Origin of the sequence: Pantoea anthophila (genome assembly GCF_026104315.1) — a bacterium.
Taxonomy (GTDB): domain Bacteria; phylum Pseudomonadota; class Gammaproteobacteria; order Enterobacterales; family Enterobacteriaceae; genus Pantoea; species Pantoea anthophila.
Window position 1 is genome coordinate 3,892,309 of the sequence record NZ_CP110473.1, and the last position, 16,704, is coordinate 3,909,012.

General features: G+C 58.1%; 16 protein-coding genes. 4 read left to right on the top strand and 12 right to left on the bottom strand.

Features of this window, described 5'->3' with window-relative positions:
* Nucleotides 1-23: 23 nt before the first annotated feature.
* The 3 genes from OJ965_RS20565 to glyQ form a co-directional block, all read right to left on the bottom strand.
* Entirely contained in the window at nucleotides 24-1,742 is a 1,719-nt protein-coding gene (locus tag OJ965_RS20565) for a ShlB/FhaC/HecB family hemolysin secretion/activation protein (RefSeq protein WP_265137692.1), read from the bottom strand.
* Between the two features lie 387 nt (nucleotides 1,743-2,129).
* A complete protein-coding gene (glyS, locus tag OJ965_RS20570) occupies nucleotides 2,130-4,199 on the bottom strand; it encodes a glycine--tRNA ligase subunit beta (RefSeq protein WP_009088313.1) in 2,070 nt (689 codons plus the stop codon).
* A 9-nt stretch (nucleotides 4,200-4,208) separates the two neighbouring features.
* On the bottom strand, nucleotides 4,209-5,120 hold the full coding sequence (glyQ, locus tag OJ965_RS20575; RefSeq protein WP_003849680.1) for a glycine--tRNA ligase subunit alpha: 912 nt from the start codon (nucleotides 5,118-5,120) through the stop codon (nucleotides 4,209-4,211).
* Between the two features lie 220 nt (nucleotides 5,121-5,340).
* Between glyQ and OJ965_RS20580 the strand changes: the two genes are divergently transcribed.
* Entirely contained in the window at nucleotides 5,341-6,336 is a 996-nt protein-coding gene (locus tag OJ965_RS20580; RefSeq protein WP_009088311.1) for an acyltransferase, read from the top strand.
* Here the strand turns inward: OJ965_RS20580 and OJ965_RS20585 are convergent.
* On the bottom strand, nucleotides 6,321-7,253 hold the full coding sequence (locus OJ965_RS20585; protein WP_265137696.1) for a GlxA family transcriptional regulator: 933 nt from the start codon (nucleotides 7,251-7,253) through the stop codon (nucleotides 6,321-6,323). The two genes, OJ965_RS20580 and OJ965_RS20585, sit on opposite strands and share 16 nt — an antisense overlap.
* Nucleotides 7,254-7,261: 8 nt before the next feature.
* Complete coding sequence (gene yieH, locus OJ965_RS20590) at nucleotides 7,262-7,921, bottom strand: 6-phosphogluconate phosphatase (protein ID WP_009088307.1); 660 nt, start codon at nucleotides 7,919-7,921, stop codon at nucleotides 7,262-7,264.
* 152 nt (nucleotides 7,922-8,073) lie between these two features.
* On the opposite strand from yieH, the gene OJ965_RS20595 reads away from it, so the two are divergent.
* Nucleotides 8,074-9,387 carry an NCS2 family permease gene (locus OJ965_RS20595; RefSeq protein WP_140923976.1) on the top strand — a complete coding sequence of 438 codons (1,314 nt, stop codon included), beginning with the start codon at nucleotides 8,074-8,076 and terminating at the stop codon, nucleotides 9,385-9,387.
* A 41-nt stretch (nucleotides 9,388-9,428) separates the two neighbouring features.
* Here the strand turns inward: OJ965_RS20595 and OJ965_RS20600 are convergent, their stop codons facing one another.
* Nucleotides 9,429-10,178: a 4'-phosphopantetheinyl transferase family protein gene (locus OJ965_RS20600; protein ID WP_058957170.1), complete on the bottom strand. Its 750-nt coding sequence runs from the start codon at nucleotides 10,176-10,178 to the stop codon at nucleotides 9,429-9,431.
* A gap of 200 nt (nucleotides 10,179-10,378) precedes the next feature.
* On the opposite strand from OJ965_RS20600, the gene OJ965_RS20605 reads away from it, so the two are divergent.
* Both OJ965_RS20605 and OJ965_RS20610 read left to right on the top strand, forming a co-directional pair.
* Entirely contained in the window at nucleotides 10,379-10,747 is a 369-nt protein-coding gene (locus OJ965_RS20605; RefSeq protein WP_009088301.1) for a nuclear transport factor 2 family protein, read from the top strand.
* A 144-nt stretch (nucleotides 10,748-10,891) separates the two neighbouring features.
* A complete protein-coding gene (locus tag OJ965_RS20610) occupies nucleotides 10,892-11,359 on the top strand; it encodes a helix-turn-helix domain-containing protein (protein WP_009088299.1) in 468 nt (155 codons plus the stop codon).
* A gap of 78 nt (nucleotides 11,360-11,437) precedes the next feature.
* On the opposite strand, the gene OJ965_RS20615 is transcribed toward OJ965_RS20610, so the two are convergent.
* From OJ965_RS20615 to rpmH, 6 genes are all read right to left on the bottom strand, one after another.
* Nucleotides 11,438-12,028, bottom strand: coding sequence for a malonic semialdehyde reductase (locus tag OJ965_RS20615; protein ID WP_140029617.1), 591 nt, complete (start codon nucleotides 12,026-12,028; stop codon nucleotides 11,438-11,440).
* Nucleotides 12,029-12,278: 250 nt separating this feature from the next.
* Nucleotides 12,279-13,643 (bottom strand): tRNA uridine-5-carboxymethylaminomethyl(34) synthesis GTPase MnmE, encoded by a 1,365-nt coding sequence (mnmE, locus tag OJ965_RS20620; RefSeq protein WP_265137702.1) that lies wholly within the window; start codon nucleotides 13,641-13,643, stop codon nucleotides 12,279-12,281.
* A 91-nt stretch (nucleotides 13,644-13,734) separates the two neighbouring features.
* Nucleotides 13,735-15,381 (bottom strand): membrane protein insertase YidC, encoded by a 1,647-nt coding sequence (gene yidC / locus OJ965_RS20625; RefSeq protein WP_046100913.1) that lies wholly within the window; start codon nucleotides 15,379-15,381, stop codon nucleotides 13,735-13,737.
* A 2-nt stretch (nucleotides 15,382-15,383) separates the two neighbouring features.
* A complete protein-coding gene (gene yidD / locus OJ965_RS20630; RefSeq protein WP_008926397.1) occupies nucleotides 15,384-15,641 on the bottom strand; it encodes a membrane protein insertion efficiency factor YidD in 258 nt (85 codons plus the stop codon).
* Nucleotides 15,605-15,964: a ribonuclease P protein component gene (gene rnpA, locus OJ965_RS20635; RefSeq protein ID WP_008926396.1), complete on the bottom strand. Its 360-nt coding sequence runs from the start codon at nucleotides 15,962-15,964 to the stop codon at nucleotides 15,605-15,607. The genes yidD and rnpA overlap by 37 nt, the downstream gene beginning before the upstream one ends.
* 14 nt (nucleotides 15,965-15,978) lie before the next feature.
* Nucleotides 15,979-16,119 (bottom strand): 50S ribosomal protein L34, encoded by a 141-nt coding sequence (rpmH, locus tag OJ965_RS20640; protein ID WP_003849659.1) that lies wholly within the window; start codon nucleotides 16,117-16,119, stop codon nucleotides 15,979-15,981.
* Nucleotides 16,120-16,704: the final 585 nt, after the last annotated feature.

The following is a 16,704-nucleotide window of genomic DNA, read 5'->3' on the forward strand; positions in this document are numbered from 1 at the left end:
CACATCCGTGTGAAAGTGAGTGGTCAGATTTCCAGGTTGAGGCTGAAACCCGCCGTGATGCCGGAGGTATGAAAACCCTCGGGTTTAAAGAGCGGCACGCCCGCAAACAGGTCGTAGCTGAAGCGACTCCAGAGTGAGCCGCGTACGCCGATGGCACTGCCTGCCAGCTGATGCCCGACCAGATCCCGGGCGCCAGGCCCGCTTACCCGACCATAATCGGCGGCCATATAAAGCTCATGCCCGCGTGAGAAAAGATCCCAGCCGATCTCGTTGCGCCACAGCAGACCTTTTTCACCTGACAGCATCTGTTCACCGTCAAAGCCGCGTACCGTGTAACGCCCGGCAATCGCCAAGCGCTCCTGCGGCGTCAGCGCATTCGGACTCCATTGTCCCCGCACGCTGCTGTAGACCCGCCATGGCTGCTCGCCGAGGGCGAAAGGATGGTTGATGCCGAGGTCGCCCAGCAGTATGCCGGTACGCGCACTACCCTGATGGCGCGGCTCTTCCGGTGCAGGTAATGCATTGAATGCCCCTGTACCGCGCCGCCAGGCAATATTCGCGTCCAGCGTGCTGCTGCCAAAATAGCTGCGCTGATTCAGGCCCAGTTCCCAGCCTGCGGTGCGCCGCTTTTGCTGCTCTATGTCGATATTGTTGACGGCGTTGGTGGAGTGTTTGCGGTAGCCGCGCAGATTCAGCGTGGTTTTGCTGGACTGGTCGCGATAGAGCAGGCGGGAGACCGTGAGCTGGGCGTTGTCGCTCTTACCGCTGTAGCGCAGCACCTCATTGGCATTGGGAATGTTCTGGTGATAGGTGTAGTCGTTGTAGCTGGCGGAGACGGCCCAGTACCCGATCGGGAAAAAGTAATTCAGGGTATGCGAGCGGCTGCCGAACGGCCCACGCTCAAACAGATTTTTACCCATGTTGGCGTAAAACAGGTCGTTCTGCGCAAAAGGGGCGTCCACAGCCAGCGTGGCAGAACCGAGATAGCGTCCGGTACTTTCAGATCCGCTGTCATCCAGTCCCAGACTGAGCCGTACCGGTCTGCCTTCGTGCCAGTTGACCTGCAAATCGCTGGTGGCTTCCTGTTCGCCCGGCACAATTTTAATGTCAGCACTGGCGCTGGGCACCCGCTTAAAGTTCTCCAGGCCCTGCTCTATATCCCGCAGATTCAAAATATCGCCTGATGACGCCGGAACGGCATTCCAAAGCCGTCCACGCCAGGAAACGGGTTCTTCGAAGCGGATCTGGCTGATACGGCCAGGCTGCAGCGTCAGCGTCAACACGCCCTTCGTCAGATCCTGCTCCTGCGCCATAACGCGGGTGGTGACATAGCCTCTGGCGAGAATCGCATTCTGCACTTTGTTGATGACCAGCACGATGCCCTGTCCGCCCAGGCAACGGCCGGTAGCGTCTGAAGCAGCATCGATAGCCCACTGAAAACGGCTGGCTGCCTCGCCCGTCAGGGCGATCCGATGGATGGTAAAGCAGGGCTGCTCATTAACAGGATAACCGGGCAACCGACTATCAGGACGCGGAAGGTGTTCATTCACCTGCGGCGCATTCTGCTGTTGCAGCACGCGCTCGCGCGTCTGCTGACGCTGTTGTTCGCGGGCATCAATGGCCTGGCCCTGTTCGCGAGACGTTTCAGCAGCCGGGGCTGCCATCAGCGGGAAAGCGAAGCAGAACAGCGCGCCCGTCACCAGGACGAGCAGATGCCATAGGGATAAAAAAATCCTTTTCATATGAATTCCATTTCACTAACTGTAACGGAGTGTAACTTCTGGCGAATTATCACTCTGAAAAGAGCAAAAACAAGAGGGCGGACTTTTTTTCAGGCGGTTTCTTAAGCTGCGGATTGACGGAAAGAAGAGACGGTTGAACTGGAGAGGAAAATCAAATCAGATTATTGATATTTAATAATAAATAAAAAAATACAAAGCCAGATAATGGCGGGTTTATCCTGCACCCGGATGACATTTTCCGCTCGCTTCAAGCACGTTTTTGTACTCATTTGAACATTAAAAAAGCAGTCACTGAAACGGTCACGCTGACCGCCGGGTTCAGAATGCAGACCAGAAAAAAATAAAAAGGGACGATTGCTCGTCCCTTTTTGCCTCAACCAGAGAGGATTACTGCAGCAGCGAGATATCCGCCACCTGCAGGAACAGCTCGCGCAGTTTTGACAGCAGCGTCAGGCGATTGATTCGCACCGCCTGATCGTCGGCGTTCACCATCACTTTATCGAAGAAGTTATCGACCGCGGTACGCAGCTGTGCCAGTTCGACCAGCGCATCCTGATAACGGCCTTCCGCGAAGTAAGGTTGCAGCTTGCTGCTCAGCGCGGTGACAAAGGTCGCCAGCTGGATCTCTTCATTCTCTTTCAGCAGCGACGCCTGCACGCTCTCATTCAGCGGTTCAGTCGCTTTTGCCAGAATATTTGAGACGCGTTTGTTTGCCGCTGCCAGTGCTGACGCCGCCTCCAGCGTACGGAAGTGCGACACCGCTTTCATACGTGCATCAAAGTCAGCCGGACGGGTCGGACGACGCGCCAGTACCGCCTGCAGCGTATCGATGCTGTGACCCTCTTCCTGATACCAGGCGCGGAAGCGACCCAGCATAAAGTCGATCACATCATCCACCACGCGGGCGTTGCTCAGCTTGCTGCCATACAGACGCACCGCTTCTTCCGTCAGGGTCTGCAGATCCAGCGGCAGGTTCTTCTCAACGATGATACGCAGCACGCCCAGCGCCGCACGACGCAGCGCGAACGGATCTTTGTCGCCTTTCGGATGCTGACCAATGCCGAAAATACCGGCCAGGGTATCCATCTTATCGGCAATCGCCAGCGCACAGGCGACCGGGCTGGACGGCAGATCGTCACCGGCAAAGCGCGGCTGATACTGCTCATTCAGCGCGACCGCCACATCTTCGGCTTCGCCGTCGTGACGCGCGTAGTGCATGCCCATCACGCCCTGGGTGTCGGTGAACTCAAAGACCATGTTGGTCATCAGGTCGCACTTCGACAGCAGGCCGGCACGGGTGGCGTGATTCACATCGGCGCCGATCTGGCCGGCGATCCAGCCCGCCAGCGCCTGAATGCGATCGGTTTTATCACGCAGCGTGCCCAGCTCTTTCTGGAACAGCACGGTTTCCAGACGCGGCAGGTGATCTTCCAGACGTTTTTTACGGTCGGTATTAAAGAAGAACTCCGCATCGGCCAGGCGTGGACGCACCACTTTTTCGTTGCCCGCGATAATCTGGCGCGGATCGCTGGATTCGATGTTAGTGACGAAAATGAAGTTCGGCAGCAGATTGCCGTCGTTGTCATACACCGGGAAATATTTCTGATCGCCCTTCATGGTGTAAACCAGCGCTTCAGCGGGCACCTTGAGGAATTTCTCTTCAAAGGTGGCAGTCAGCACCACTGGCCACTCCACCAGCGACGTGACCTCTTCCAGCAGGCTGTCGCTGATATCGGCATTGCCGCCTAAACGGCGCGCGGCCGCTTCAGCATCCGCTTTGATCATCGCCTTACGGGTCTGATAATCGGCGATCACTTTGCCACGCTTTTCCAGCGCGTCAGGATACTGATCGGCGCTCTCAAGGATGATGTCGTTTTCGCCCATGAAGCGGTGGCCGCGGATGTGACGTCCTGACTCAATGCCCAGAATGGTGCCAGGGATCAGCTCATCGCCCAGCAGCATCGTCACGGTGTGTACCGGACGGACAAACTGCACATCGCTGTCGCCCCAGCGCATCAGTTTTGGCACCGGCAGTTTGCCGAGCGCGTTAGCAATCATTGCTGGCAGCAGCGTCTGAGCCGCTTCGCCTTTCACCTGGGCGCGATAAACCAGCCATTCGCCTTTATCAGTAGCGAGACGCTCGGCCTGATCGACGGTGATGCCGTTGCCGCGCGCCCAGCCTTCGGCCGCTTTGGTGGCGTTGCCGTCCGCGTCAAACGCCGCAGCGACGGCCGGTCCGCGCTTCTCCACTTCCCGATCGGGTTGTGCGGCGCTCAGGTTCGCCACTTTCAGCGCCAGGCGACGCGGTGCAGCAAACCAGCTGACCTCGCCGTGGCTCAGGTTCGCGGCATCCAGTTCCGCGGTAACCTGCGCAGCAAAGGCTTCCGCCAGGCTGCGCAGGGCTTTTGGTGGCAGCTCTTCGGTGCCGATCTCCACCAGGAAGGTTTGTTCAGTCATGGCTGCCTCTTACTTTTTGTTATTGCACATCGGGAAGCCCATCGCCTCGCGAGAGGCGTAGTAAGCTTCAGCCACGGCTTTGGTCAGAGTACGGATGCGCAGGATATAGCGCTGACGCTCCGTGACCGAAATCGCTTTGCGGGCATCCAGCAGGTTAAAGCTGTGCGCCGCTTTCAGAATGCGTTCGTAGGCGGGCAGTGGCAGCGGTTTTTCCAGCGCCAGCAGATGCTGCGCCTCTTTCTCATACTGCTCAAAGCAGGTAAAGAGGAAGTCGACGTCGGCGTATTCGAAGTTATAGGTGGATTGCTCCACTTCGTTCTGATGGAACACGTCGCCGTAGGTGGTTTTGCCCAGCGGACCGTCGCTCCACACCAGATCGTAAACGCTGTCGACGCCCTGGATATACATCGCCAGACGTTCCAGGCCGTAGGTGATCTCGCCGGTCACCGGCTTACACTCCAGGCCACCAACCTGCTGGAAGTAGGTGAACTGCGTCACTTCCATGCCGTTGAGCCACACTTCCCAGCCGAGTCCCCAGGCACCCAGCGTCGGGTTTTCCCAGTTATCTTCGACGAAGCGAATGTCATGCACCGTCGGGTCCATACCCAGCTCTTTCAGTGAGCCAAGGTAGAGCTCCTGAATGTTATCCGGTGAAGGTTTGATGATTACCTGGAACTGGTAGTAGTGCTGTAAACGGTTCGGGTTTTCACCGTAGCGGCCATCGGTAGGACGGCGTGATGGCTGCACGTAGGCGGCGGCAATCGGCTCCGGGCCCAGTGCGCGCAGGCAGGTCATCGGGTGTGAAGTGCCAGCGCCCACTTCCATGTCCAGCGGTTGAACAATGGTGCAGCCCTGACGCGCCCAGTAATCCTGCAAGGTCAGGATCAGCCCCTGAAAGGTCTTGGTATCAAACTTTTGCATGTTAAGTGTGCACGCGCTTCGGTTGGATTAAAAAAAGAGGCCGACAGTATACCCTTTGACCGCGCGATGTGCAGCCGTAAATCCCGGACGATAGCGGCCCGTTTAAGGGGGATTCAGCACGCTGGTGTACAGAGGGGTCTGAATCCTGCTGGTGGCAGTTGTTGCACTGGTCGCATTTGGCTACCCTTTCCCGCACGGACGCTATGCGCAAGAGGACGCTATGCCGCAGAAGATTTACTGGATCGATAATTTACGCGCGGTTGCCTGCCTGATGGTGATCGTCATTCACACCACCACCTGGTATATCACCGGGCCGATGGCGGTAAAGGGGGTTGCCTGGGATGCCGCTAATCTGCTGAACTCGGCCTCACGCGTCTGCGTTCCGCTCTTCTTTATGATCTCCGGCTACCTCTTTTTCGGTGAGCGCAGCGCCCAGCCGCGCCATATGCTCCGGCTGGTTCTCTGCCTGCTGTTCTACAGCGCCGTGTCACTCGCCTATATCACCTGGCTGACCCCCATCAGCGAAGGGCGATCGATCCTGAAGATGCTGCAGAAGCCGGTGTTTTATCACCTCTGGTTCTTCTTTGCGCTGATCGGTATCTATCTGCTGTCGCCGCTGATTCAGGTGAAAACGGTCCAGGCGCGCTATGTGGCGCTGCTGGTGCTGGTGCTGGCGGTGCTGGCCAACCCGAATACGGTCAGCCAGTCGCTGGGCCCCTTTCATTTTCTGCCGGTGAATCTCTATGTCAGTGGCGACAGTATCTACTATCTGCTCTATGCGCTGCTGGGGCGGGCTATCGGTTCGATGGAGACCACCCGGCGCGGCCTGACACCGCTCGCCGCCGGGCTGTTTATCGCCTGTGTGGCGGGCATTACCCTCGGCACCAAAAAGGCGCTGATCGTTAATGGCGCGTTTAACGATACCTGGTATCTCTACTGCGGACCGCTGGTATTTATCGCCGCGATCAGCCTGCTGGTGGTGTTTAAAAACTGTCTCAACCAGCGCACCCTGCCCGGTTTTTCGCTGATTGCGCGCTATTCACTGCCGATCTACGGCTTTCACGCGCTGTTTATCCACTATCTGCGCACGCATCACTACGATGACATGTCACGCCCGTGGCTCGACCTGCCCTGGGTGTTCGGGCTGACGCTGGGCGGCAGCCTGCTGCTGGGCATGGCACTGAAACGCGTCGACACCCGTCACTTTGTCAGCTGATCGGCTTCGCGCTGACGGGCGCGTCGTAGCTGGCGCGCCGATGAAAATCCTGCCGCCAGCGCCGCTTTCTCGGCGGACTCTCCCTGCTGCTGCCGCTGACGCGCCACGCCCACCCGCAGCTGTTCGTGGTACTCACGCACGCTGATCCCCAGATGCTGACGAAAGAGCCGCGCCAGATGGCGACTGCTGACGTGCGTGCGTGCGGCCAGTTCGGTCAGCGTCCAGCCATGCTCAGGATGGGCAATCATCAGATCCTGCGCCCGGTGAATGGCGGGATGGAGATGGTTGCGGTAACGCAGCCACGGCGAGAGCTGCGGGTCATCACCGGCGCGCCGAAACCAGACCACCATTTCACGCGCCACCGCCAGCGCCGTGGGCGTGTCGCAGAGCTGATTAATCAGATGCAGCGCCAGGTCGATACCCGCCGTGATGCCTGCGCTGGTCCAGATGTTCCCGTGCCCGACAAAGACACGGTTCTCTTTGACCCGTGCGCGCGGGGCGGCCGCTTTCAGACGGGCAATCACATCATGATGTGTCGTGCATTCAACCTCATCCAGCAGCCCCGCCTGCGCGGCCAGCAGGGCACCTGAGCAGACGCAGACCAGCATACAGGTCTGCGCGCGCAGCGCAGCCTGCTGCCGGATCAGCCACTGGCGCGCCTCGGCGGCCTGCGGCGTGGCAAAGCAGTGCCGGGAGTCATAGACGCCCGGCACCACCAGCAGACTGTCGGCGGGAAGCTGTTCCGGCAGCGGTTCGATGCCGCCAATGGTCATGCCGGTGGAGCAGACAACCTCCGGCTGCGGGCCAATGTAGCGCAGCGTAAAATGATCGCCCGCCAGTTTCAGCGTCTCGGCCGGACCGGTCAGATCCAGCACCATGACGCCAGGCAGGGTTAAAAACCAGACGGTGTGACTCATGGGCCGCGCTACACCAGATCCCAGCCACGGGCGCGCCACAGCGCAGGCAGCTGCGCCATGTCATCGAAGCGCGTCACCAGCGGATGATCCAGTTCCGGGTTATGCGCGTCTGCGCAGTAGTAGTAGACCGGAATCCCGGCGGCGATCCCGGCGCGGGCGCCCGCTTCGGAGTCATCCACCAGAATGCAGCGCTCAATCGGCACCTGCATCTGCTCCGCCGCGTGGTACATCAGTTCCGGATCGGGCTTCCAGTGCAGAATGTCATAGCCACTGTAGAGGTGCTCAGCAAACAGCGGCAGCATGCCGGTTAATCCCAGCGAGTGCTGCATCTTCTTTACCGTTCCGTTTGAGACCACGCACATCGGCACCCTGATCTGCTCCACCAGCGCTTTCGCACCGGCGATCGGCTGCAGCTGCTGGTCGAACAGTCGCGCCACTTCCGCGCGGTAGGCGGTTTCGACCTCCTCCATCGGCAGCGACACCTGATGCGCCTCACCCACATCACGAATGATGTCGTAAAGTTTGACGCCCTTATACTTTTCAAACATCTCCTGCAGCGACAGCGTCAGGCCATAGCGGGCAAAGGTATTCACGTAGGCCTGGGTGCAGAGCAGTTCACTGTCCACCAGCGTGCCATCGCAATCAAAAAAGACGCATTCTACTGACATCAGATTCTATCCTTCGATTCAGGTGTGGGTTCCCCACTTTACCGCACTCCGTACAGATTGCGAGACTGGCAATCGGTTGCGAAAAATCATTGTATTGCCCCGGTAAAATCGCCAGGATACGCGCCGATGATTTTTTCTTCTGGATGGATGGCATGAGCAAGCAAGGCGTTTTGCAGCGCATTTTCAGGCTGCAGGAACATGGCACCACGGTGCGTACCGAAGTGATCGCGGGTATCACCACCTTTCTGACGATGGTCTATATCGTCTTCGTCAATCCGCAGATCCTGGGCGTCGCGGGCATGGATACGCAGGCGGTGTTTGTCACCACCTGTCTGATTGCCGCCTTCGGCAGCATTCTGATGGGCCTGTTTGCCAATCTGCCGGTAGCGCTGGCACCCGCTATGGGACTGAACGCCTTTTTCGCTTTTGTGGTGGTCGGGGCGATGGGGTATTCCTGGCAGGTCGGCATGGGCGCCATTTTCTGGGGTGCGGTCGGCCTGCTGATCCTGACGCTGCTTCGGGTCCGCTACTGGATGATTGCCAATATCCCGCTCAGCCTGCGCGTCGGCATTACCGCCGGGATCGGCCTGTTTATCGCCATGATGGGGCTGAAAAATGCGGGCATTATCGTGCCTAATCCCGATACCCTGGTGGCCGTAGGCAACCTGACCTCGCACAGCGTGCTGCTGGGCGCGCTGGGCTTCTTTATTATCGCCATTCTGGCGTCGCGTAATATCCACGCGGCGGTGCTGATCTCCATGGTGATCACCACGGCTATCGGCTGGATGCTGGGCGATGTGAAGTTTGTCGGCCTCTTCTCCGCGCCACCGTCGGTAACGTCGGTGGTCGGTCAGGTCGATATCAAAGGCGCATTCAACATCGGCATGGCCGGGGTGATCTTCTCCTTTATGCTGGTCAATCTGTTCGACTCCTCCGGCACGCTGATTGGCGTCACCGATAAAGCGGGCCTGACCGATGAAACCGGCACCTTCCCGCGCATGCAGCAGGCGCTGTATGTCGACAGCATCAGTTCAGTGAGTGGCGCGCTGGCGGGCACCTCCTCGGTGACCGCCTATATTGAGAGCTCCTCCGGGGTGGCGATTGGTGGCCGTACCGGCCTGATGGCGGTCGTCACCGGCCTGCTGTTCCTGCTGGTGACGTTCCTGTCACCGCTGGCGGCCATGGTGCCGGCCTACGCCGCGGCGGGCGCGCTGATTTACGTGGGTGTGCTGATGACGGCCAGCCTGTCGCGCGTGCGCTGGGATGACTTAACCGAAGCCGTTCCGGCATTTGTCACCGCCGCCATGATGCCGTTCAGCTTTTCTATCACCGAAGGCATTGCGCTGGGGTTTATCGCGTACTGCGTGATGAAGCTGGGCACCGGGCGCTGGCGTGAGATCAGCCCCTGCGTGGTGATTGTTGCCCTGCTGTTCGTACTGAAGATTGTCTTTATCGACGCGCACTGAGCGCAGTGACTGAGCGCCGCAACCCACCGGTTGCGGCGTTGTCACATCTCAGGATGCAGATTGCGCTCGCTGGGCAGGCTGGTCAGCCGCAGCGCATGCGGCCCGATATTGGGCTTGCCCATCTCCATTTCCCGTAATGCGCGCCACTGAAAGGCGTTATCCATCTCCCACAGATAGAGCCGCTGGGTCGCGGATGAGAGCGCACACGACCAGACCAGCACAGGCTCTGCATCGCAGACTACCTGAATATCGGGATAGAGCGACGACCGCAGCCGCCCTGCACCCGGCAGCAGACGCAGCGAATCCAGCCCCCGATCGCCCTCTCCCGTCAGCTTGAGAATGCTCTGGCGCAGCGTCCAGATCTGGGTCACCGCTTCCATCGCATCCTGCTGGGCATTGATCCAGGCGATTTCGCCGGAGGTCAGCCCCTGAATCAGCTGCTCCTGCGTCTGACGGCTCCGCGCATGCACAATCTCCATATCCAGACCGGCACGCCCGCCCTCTTCAGCCAGCAGCACCCCTACGGTATTACCCGCATAGGCGATGCTGAAATCGGGCAGATCGCGGTCGGCAAAGGCGGGCCGTCCGTTATCCTGAATGGTTAAGCGCGGCAGCTCATTGATGCCATAAATCCGCTGCATCAGCTGTGCCAGCAGGATACGCGCGGCAAGGAAGCGTCCACGGCGTTTTTCAGCAAACTGCTGTGCCGTGTCCCGGATTGCCTGGGGAATGTGCATCTCACTGGCCGGGAAACAGGGGTCACCCGTCCAGCGTACAAAATGACCAGCCATCTGTCGCTCCGTGAAAATGGTCAGATAATCATCAGAGGCATTGTAAGAATTTTCTTAACTTAATGCACCCGGCAACGCACGGATTGGGCTAAATTCGGAATAGGACGAACGGATTCACGGGGGCAAAGCGGACAGTATTATCACAGTTAAAAGAAATTACTGTTGCGAACTCTGGATGCGGAGTAAGAAGAGGATGAACTATGTTGCTGGACGAGATGGTGAAGCGAGAGCGTAGCCTGCACGGTTCTCAGCGCCGCGAGCGGCCATGGCTTGAACAGATACTCCATCCTGAATTTTGTGAGATAACCCGTTCAGGAATTTTTATCACCCGGGCGCAAACCATTGAAGCACTGATAAAAGAAGAGCCACAGCCCGTCATGCTCAGCAGTGGCTTTCAGCTGGTGCGAACAAGCGAGGTGAGTCTGATACTGCACTACCGGAGTTGGGATGCTGACGGTCAAAGGGCCGCACTGCGTGCCTCGCACTGGGTGCGTGAGGGGCAAACCTGGCGTATGGTTTTTCATCAGGGAACACCTGCATCGGAACCGGATTTGATGCGTGAACCCTGACCTCATCATCCGTTCCCGGAAAGAGTTTTACACACGGTGACACCGCTGTCGTGCGGGTGTCATGATGCTGTCGGGTCCGGATCGTGTTGCTGCCGGGCTTTCTGCCGCACACTTTTCTTCCTGTCGATTCAACGGAGAACGCGAATGAGCAGCATCAACCGATTTAAAGCACTGCGCCTGGCCCGCGCCTGGTCACAGGAGCAACTGGCAGAGCTGGCCGGATTAAGCACCCGTACTGTACAGCGGATTGAAAATGGCGAGCGGCCGGGTCTGGAGACGCTGAGTGCGCTGGCTGCGGTCTTTGAGGTCAGCGTCAGTGATCTGACCGATCCGCAGAATGGCGAGAATCCGGCGCTGGATCAGCGGATTGTTGATGCGCGCAGCAGGATCGCGGAGGAAGCACGCTTTTATCGCTCCCTGATCACCGCGGTGGTCATCTGCGCACTGCTTTTCGCGCTTAACGGCGTGACGGCGCCTGGCAATCACTGGGCACGCTGGGTGGCGATTATCTGGGGGGCCTTGCTGTTCATCCGCGCGATGCGGACCTTTGTTTTTCATGGGCTGGCGGACCGCTGGCAGCAAAAGCGCCTGCAGAAGATACTGCGCCGCTGAGGCGTTCACAGGGGGAGTCTCTGATGATGGGCTGTGCGGTTCATGCGCGTCGCGATGCGGATCGCGACGCGGGTAGCATCAGGCGAAACGGCTTGCCTGCTCAAAGCTCAGACGCGGCAGGCGTGGATGCAGTTTTGATGACTCACCATAGCCGAGATTGATCAGCAGGTTGACCTGATACTGACCGTCCGGGAAGAAGGCGTCGTTCACTTTCGCCGGATCAAAACCGGACATCGGACCGGCATCCAGCCCCAGCGAACGGGCCGCCAGAATCAGATAACCCGCCTGCAGGCTGCTGTTACGGAAAGCCGTCTCTTTTGCCGCTTCCGGACTGCCGGTAAACCAGCTGCGCGCATCAGCATGCGGGAACAGGGCGGGCAGTTGCTCATAGAACTCACGATCCCACGCCACAATCACCGTGACCGGTGCGCTCATGGTTTTGTCCAGATTGCCGGAAGAGAGAGCCGGTTTCAGCTTCTCTTTCCCCTCCGCCGAGGTTACAAAAACAAAACGCGCAGGCGAGCAGTTTGCCGACGTTGGCCCCAGAGCCGTCAAGGTATAGAGCTGTTCCAGCAGGGCATTATCGACCGGCTTATCCTGCCAGTAACTGTGGGTGCGGGCGTCGTTAAACAGCGTGTCCAGAGCGGTCTTATCGAGCGGTGTACTCATGCAACTCTCCTGTAGCAGGCGAAAAGGTTCGCCCGAATAGCTTCACGTATAGGGTTGGCTTGCGGCCTGACGTGGCTGGAGCGGGATCGCTCACGGCAACACATCAGATCGGCGCCTCTACCGTTATACGATAATGGTGTGCCGCCGCAAAATAACATATCGGCAAGAATCACTGCAGAGAGGGGAATAACGGAGGAACGCGCGCGGCGGGAAAGCCAGCCTGACAGCCCACGCTGCCAGGCCAGAGGGATTATTTACCGATACAGAAGCTGGAGAAAATACGTCCCAGCAGATCGTCAGAGGTGAACTCGCCGGTGATCTCGCTTAACGCCTGCTGAGAAAGGCGCAGCTCTTCAGCCAGCAGCTCGCCCGCCCAGGCGCCGAGCAGCTGTGCTTTGCCCTGCTGCAGGTGGGTTGCCGCTAACTCCAGCGCCTGCAGATGACGGCGACGCGCCAGGAAGCCGCCTTCCATATTGCCGGAGAAGCCCATGCTCTGCTTCAGGTGATCCCGCAGCGCATCGACGCCCTCGCTGGTGCGTGCCGACAGACGAATCAGTGAGTGACCATTGACGTCCGTCAGACCGGGAGACTCACCGGTCACATCCGCTTTATTACGCACGACCGTGATCGGTAGTTGTGGCGGCAGACGCGAAACGAAATCGGGCCAGATGGCCGCCGCTTCGGTGGCATCGGTGGTGGTGGCGTCCACCATAAACAGCACGCGATCCGCCTGTTCAATCTCCTGCCAGGCGCGCTCAATCCCGATGCGCTCCACTTCGTCGCTGGCCTCACGCAGACCGGCGGTGTCGATGATGTGCAGCGGCATGCCATCAATATGAATATGCTCGCGCAGCACGTCGCGGGTGGTGCCCGCAATGTCGGTTACGATGGCGGCTTCACGGCCCGCCAGCGCATTCAGCAGGCTCGATTTACCGGCATTTGGCCGGCCTGCAATCACCACCTTCATCCCTTCACGCAGCAGGCTGCCCTGACGCGCTTCGGCACGGACGGCATCCAGATCGCTGACCACCGTATTCAGCTGCGCTTCAATTCTGCCGTCAGAGAGGAAATCGATCTCCTCATCCGGGAAGTCGATCGCGGCTTCGACGTAGATGCGCAGATGCGTGAGTGCTTCCACAAGATGATGAATACGGGTTGAGAAAGCGCCCTGCAGCGAGTTAACGGCTGAACGAGCGGCCTGTTCGGAGCTGGCATCAATCAGATCGGCAATCGCTTCGGCCTGCGCCAGATCGAGCTTATCATTCAGGAACGCCCGTTCGGAAAACTCACCCGGCTGAGCAATCCGCACGCCTGGCAGGGCCACGATACGCTTCAGCAGCAGGTCGAGGATCACCGGGCCGCCGTGGCCCTGCAACTCCAGCACATCTTCGCCGGTAAAGGAGTGGGGGCCAGGGAACCACAGCGCGATACCCTGATCCAGCACGCTGCCGTCGCTGTCGGTAAACGGCAGATAATCGGCGTAGCGCGGCTTAGGCAGTTTGCCCAGCAGCTGGCGGGCGACCTCTGCCGCCTGTGCGCCAGAGACGCGCAGAATGCCGACGCCGCCGCGTCCGGGCGGTGTTGCCTGGGCAACAATGGTATCGCTGTGGCTCATAAATTTTCTCTCGCTACAAAAAACACAGGCGGTCGCTTTGACCGCCTGAGAATAGACTATATAGGGCGGGATGGCTCCCGCGCTGGATCGCTTACGCTTTCTTCTTGTCGCGGCTATGCAGACCACGTTTTTCCAGGCCGCGATAAATCAGCTGCTGCTGGAGAATGGTGACCAGGTTGCTGACGATGTAGTACAGCACCAGACCTGACGGGAACCACAGGAAGAAGACGGTGAAGATCACCGGCATGTACGTCATGATCTTCTGTTGCATCGGATCGGTCACGGTGGTCGGTGACATCTTCTGAATGAAGAACATGGTGATGCCCATCAGAATCGGCAGGATGTAGTACGGGTCCTGCGCAGACAGGTCATGGATCCACAGAATGAATGGCGCATGACGCAGTTCAACCGAGCCTGACAGCATGTAGTAGAGCGCCAGGAAGATAGGCATCTGAATCACCAGCGGCAGACAGCCACCCAGCGGATTCACTTTCTCTGCTTTATACAGCGCCATCATTTCCTGGCTCTGCTTCTGCTTGTCATCACCCAGACGCTCACGCATCGCCTGAATTTTCGGCTGCAGCATGCGCATCTTCGCCATCGAGGTGTACTGCGCTTTGGTCAGCGGGTACATGATGCCGCGCACGATGAAGGTGATCACGATAATGGAGAAGCCCCAGTTACCGATGAAGCTGTGGATAAATTTCAGCAGCTTGAACAGCGGCTGAGAGATAAACCACAACCAGCCGTAATCCACGGTCAGATCAAGGTGCGGCGCAATAGCAGCCATCTTGTCCTGAATTTCCGGGCCGACCCACAGGGTTGCGCCCAGATTCTGCTGTGCGCCTGCCGCGATGGTCACCGGTGCAGATTTATAGCCAATCGCCGCCACGCCGTTACCCAGGTTGCTGGTGTAAAGGGTGTTGGTGCCTTCGGTACGCGGAACCCATGCGGTTGCAAAGTACTGCTGCAGCATCGCCACCCAGCCATTGCTGGTGGTGGTGTTCAGGTTCTCGTTATCCGCGATGGTGTCGAATTTGTACTTCTCATATTTCGACTCGCTGGTGGAGTACGCCGCGCCACGGAAGGTGTGCAGTGCAAAGTTGTTGCTGCCGGTATCACGATGCTTAGGCAGATCGATAGTCTGCTTCAGCTGGCCAAACAGCGACACTTCCAGCGGCTGCTGGGTGGTGTTGTTGACATGATAGTCGACATTAACGGCATATTCGCCACGCTTGAAGATGAAGGTTTTGGTGTAAACCACGCCATTTTCAGCGGTATAGGTCATCGGCACACGCAGTTCAGCCTGGCCATCAGCCAGCTCGAAGTGATCCTGTGCCGTGGTGAACAGCGGACGCGCACCGTTGTTCGGGTTATCCGGACCATTACGGCCGGTTAAACCACTCTGCGCCTGATAAAGGAAGGCTGGCGTCGTTTCAAGCAGCTGGAACGGCTGGTCAGAACCCAGTTTGTCCGGGAAAGTCAGCAGCTGTGCCTGCTCTACATCACCGCCGCGGGTGTTGATATTTAATGACAGGACATCAGTCTTAACGGTGATCGTCTGGCCCTGACCGCTGGCCGGTACACCCTGACTGGCGGTATCACCCGCTACGCTGTTGGTGCCCTGTGTGGTCTGCGTCTGCTGTGGCTGCGGAGCGTGGTCCGTCTGCCAGGCTTGCCAGATCATAAAGGTCACGAACAGAAAAGCGATGAGAAAGAGATTGCGTTGCGAATCCATCGTTAATGTTCTCTGGTATCAAAGGTTTTTGGCGGCACAGGATCGTCACCACCCGGGTTCAAGGGGTGGCATTTTAATACGCGTTTTAATGTCAACCAACTGCCTTTTATCAGGCCGAACCTGCGTAACGCCTCAATTCCGTAATGAGAGCAGGTCGGGTGAAACCGACAGTGTGGTCCCAGTAATGGACTGATACCGCGTTGATAGACGCGTATCAGGACGATCAGGAGCCGCGCGCCAGGCGACAGTGACGACGCCATAATTTCTCCAACGCTTCCGCCAGCATACGGTTATCCAGATCGGCAACCCCCTTCTTCGCGACCACCACGAAGTCCATCGACGGCAGTTCATGTTGACGCAAACGAAAGCTTTCGCGGGTCAATCGCTTGATCCGGTTGCGTTCGTGGGCGCGTTTCACATGTTTTTTAGCGACGGTAAGACCGATGCGGGGATGCCCCAGCGCGTTAAGGCGGCCGAGAATAGTGATTTGCGGCGTGCCAGCCCGTTGTGGCTGCTGGAAGACGAAAGTGAAATGAGTGGGAGTTAACAAGCGTAACTCCCTGGGAAATGCGAGCTTACCCATCAGGGCTAGCTTTATTACTTAGAAACGGTCAGACGAGAACGGCCTTTAGCACGACGACGTGCCAGAACCTGACGACCATTTTTTGTTGCCATACGAGCACGGAAACCGTGTGAACGGTTGCGCTTCAGTACGGACGGTTGAAAAGTGCGTTTCATGGCGGTTTCTACCTAAACTTGAAAATTTTCACTGGGTGACGCGTTTCGGGCCAGTAAATCGACCGACGCCTCAATGTGTCTTTAATAAAGAGGCGGGATTGTAATAATTGTACAGTCCCGAGTCAATTTACTTCGCGTGGCACGGTACCTGAAAACCCGCATACAGCCCGCTGAGTTCCGACATTTTGCTTTGGGGCGCAATGTCGGGTGGGGAATTATACGGGCTCCGCTCTAAAGCGCAAGGATCGTACGGGATCTTATTACGATCGGGAGGCGGGATCGTGGGGATAAAACGAGACATCGTCCGAAATTCTGACGCTTTTCGTCAGATCCCTGCGGGTTTTTCCGGCAACTGGCGTAAACTTCTTTGCGCGCCTCAGGCCTGTGGATAAAAAGGATCAAAACTGTGTAGAAAGGGAAGATCTCTGTCTCGCTTTGCGCTATGATCCGCCCTTCCGCTGACGATCCTCCGCTGATTGCAGGCTGGAAAACCGCTGATAGCGGTCGCAGGCGCTTTCTTTCGTCTGTGTCAAAAAATGAACGTTTCTTAGAGTAACGCCTACTATTCTTATCGAATTTGTACGA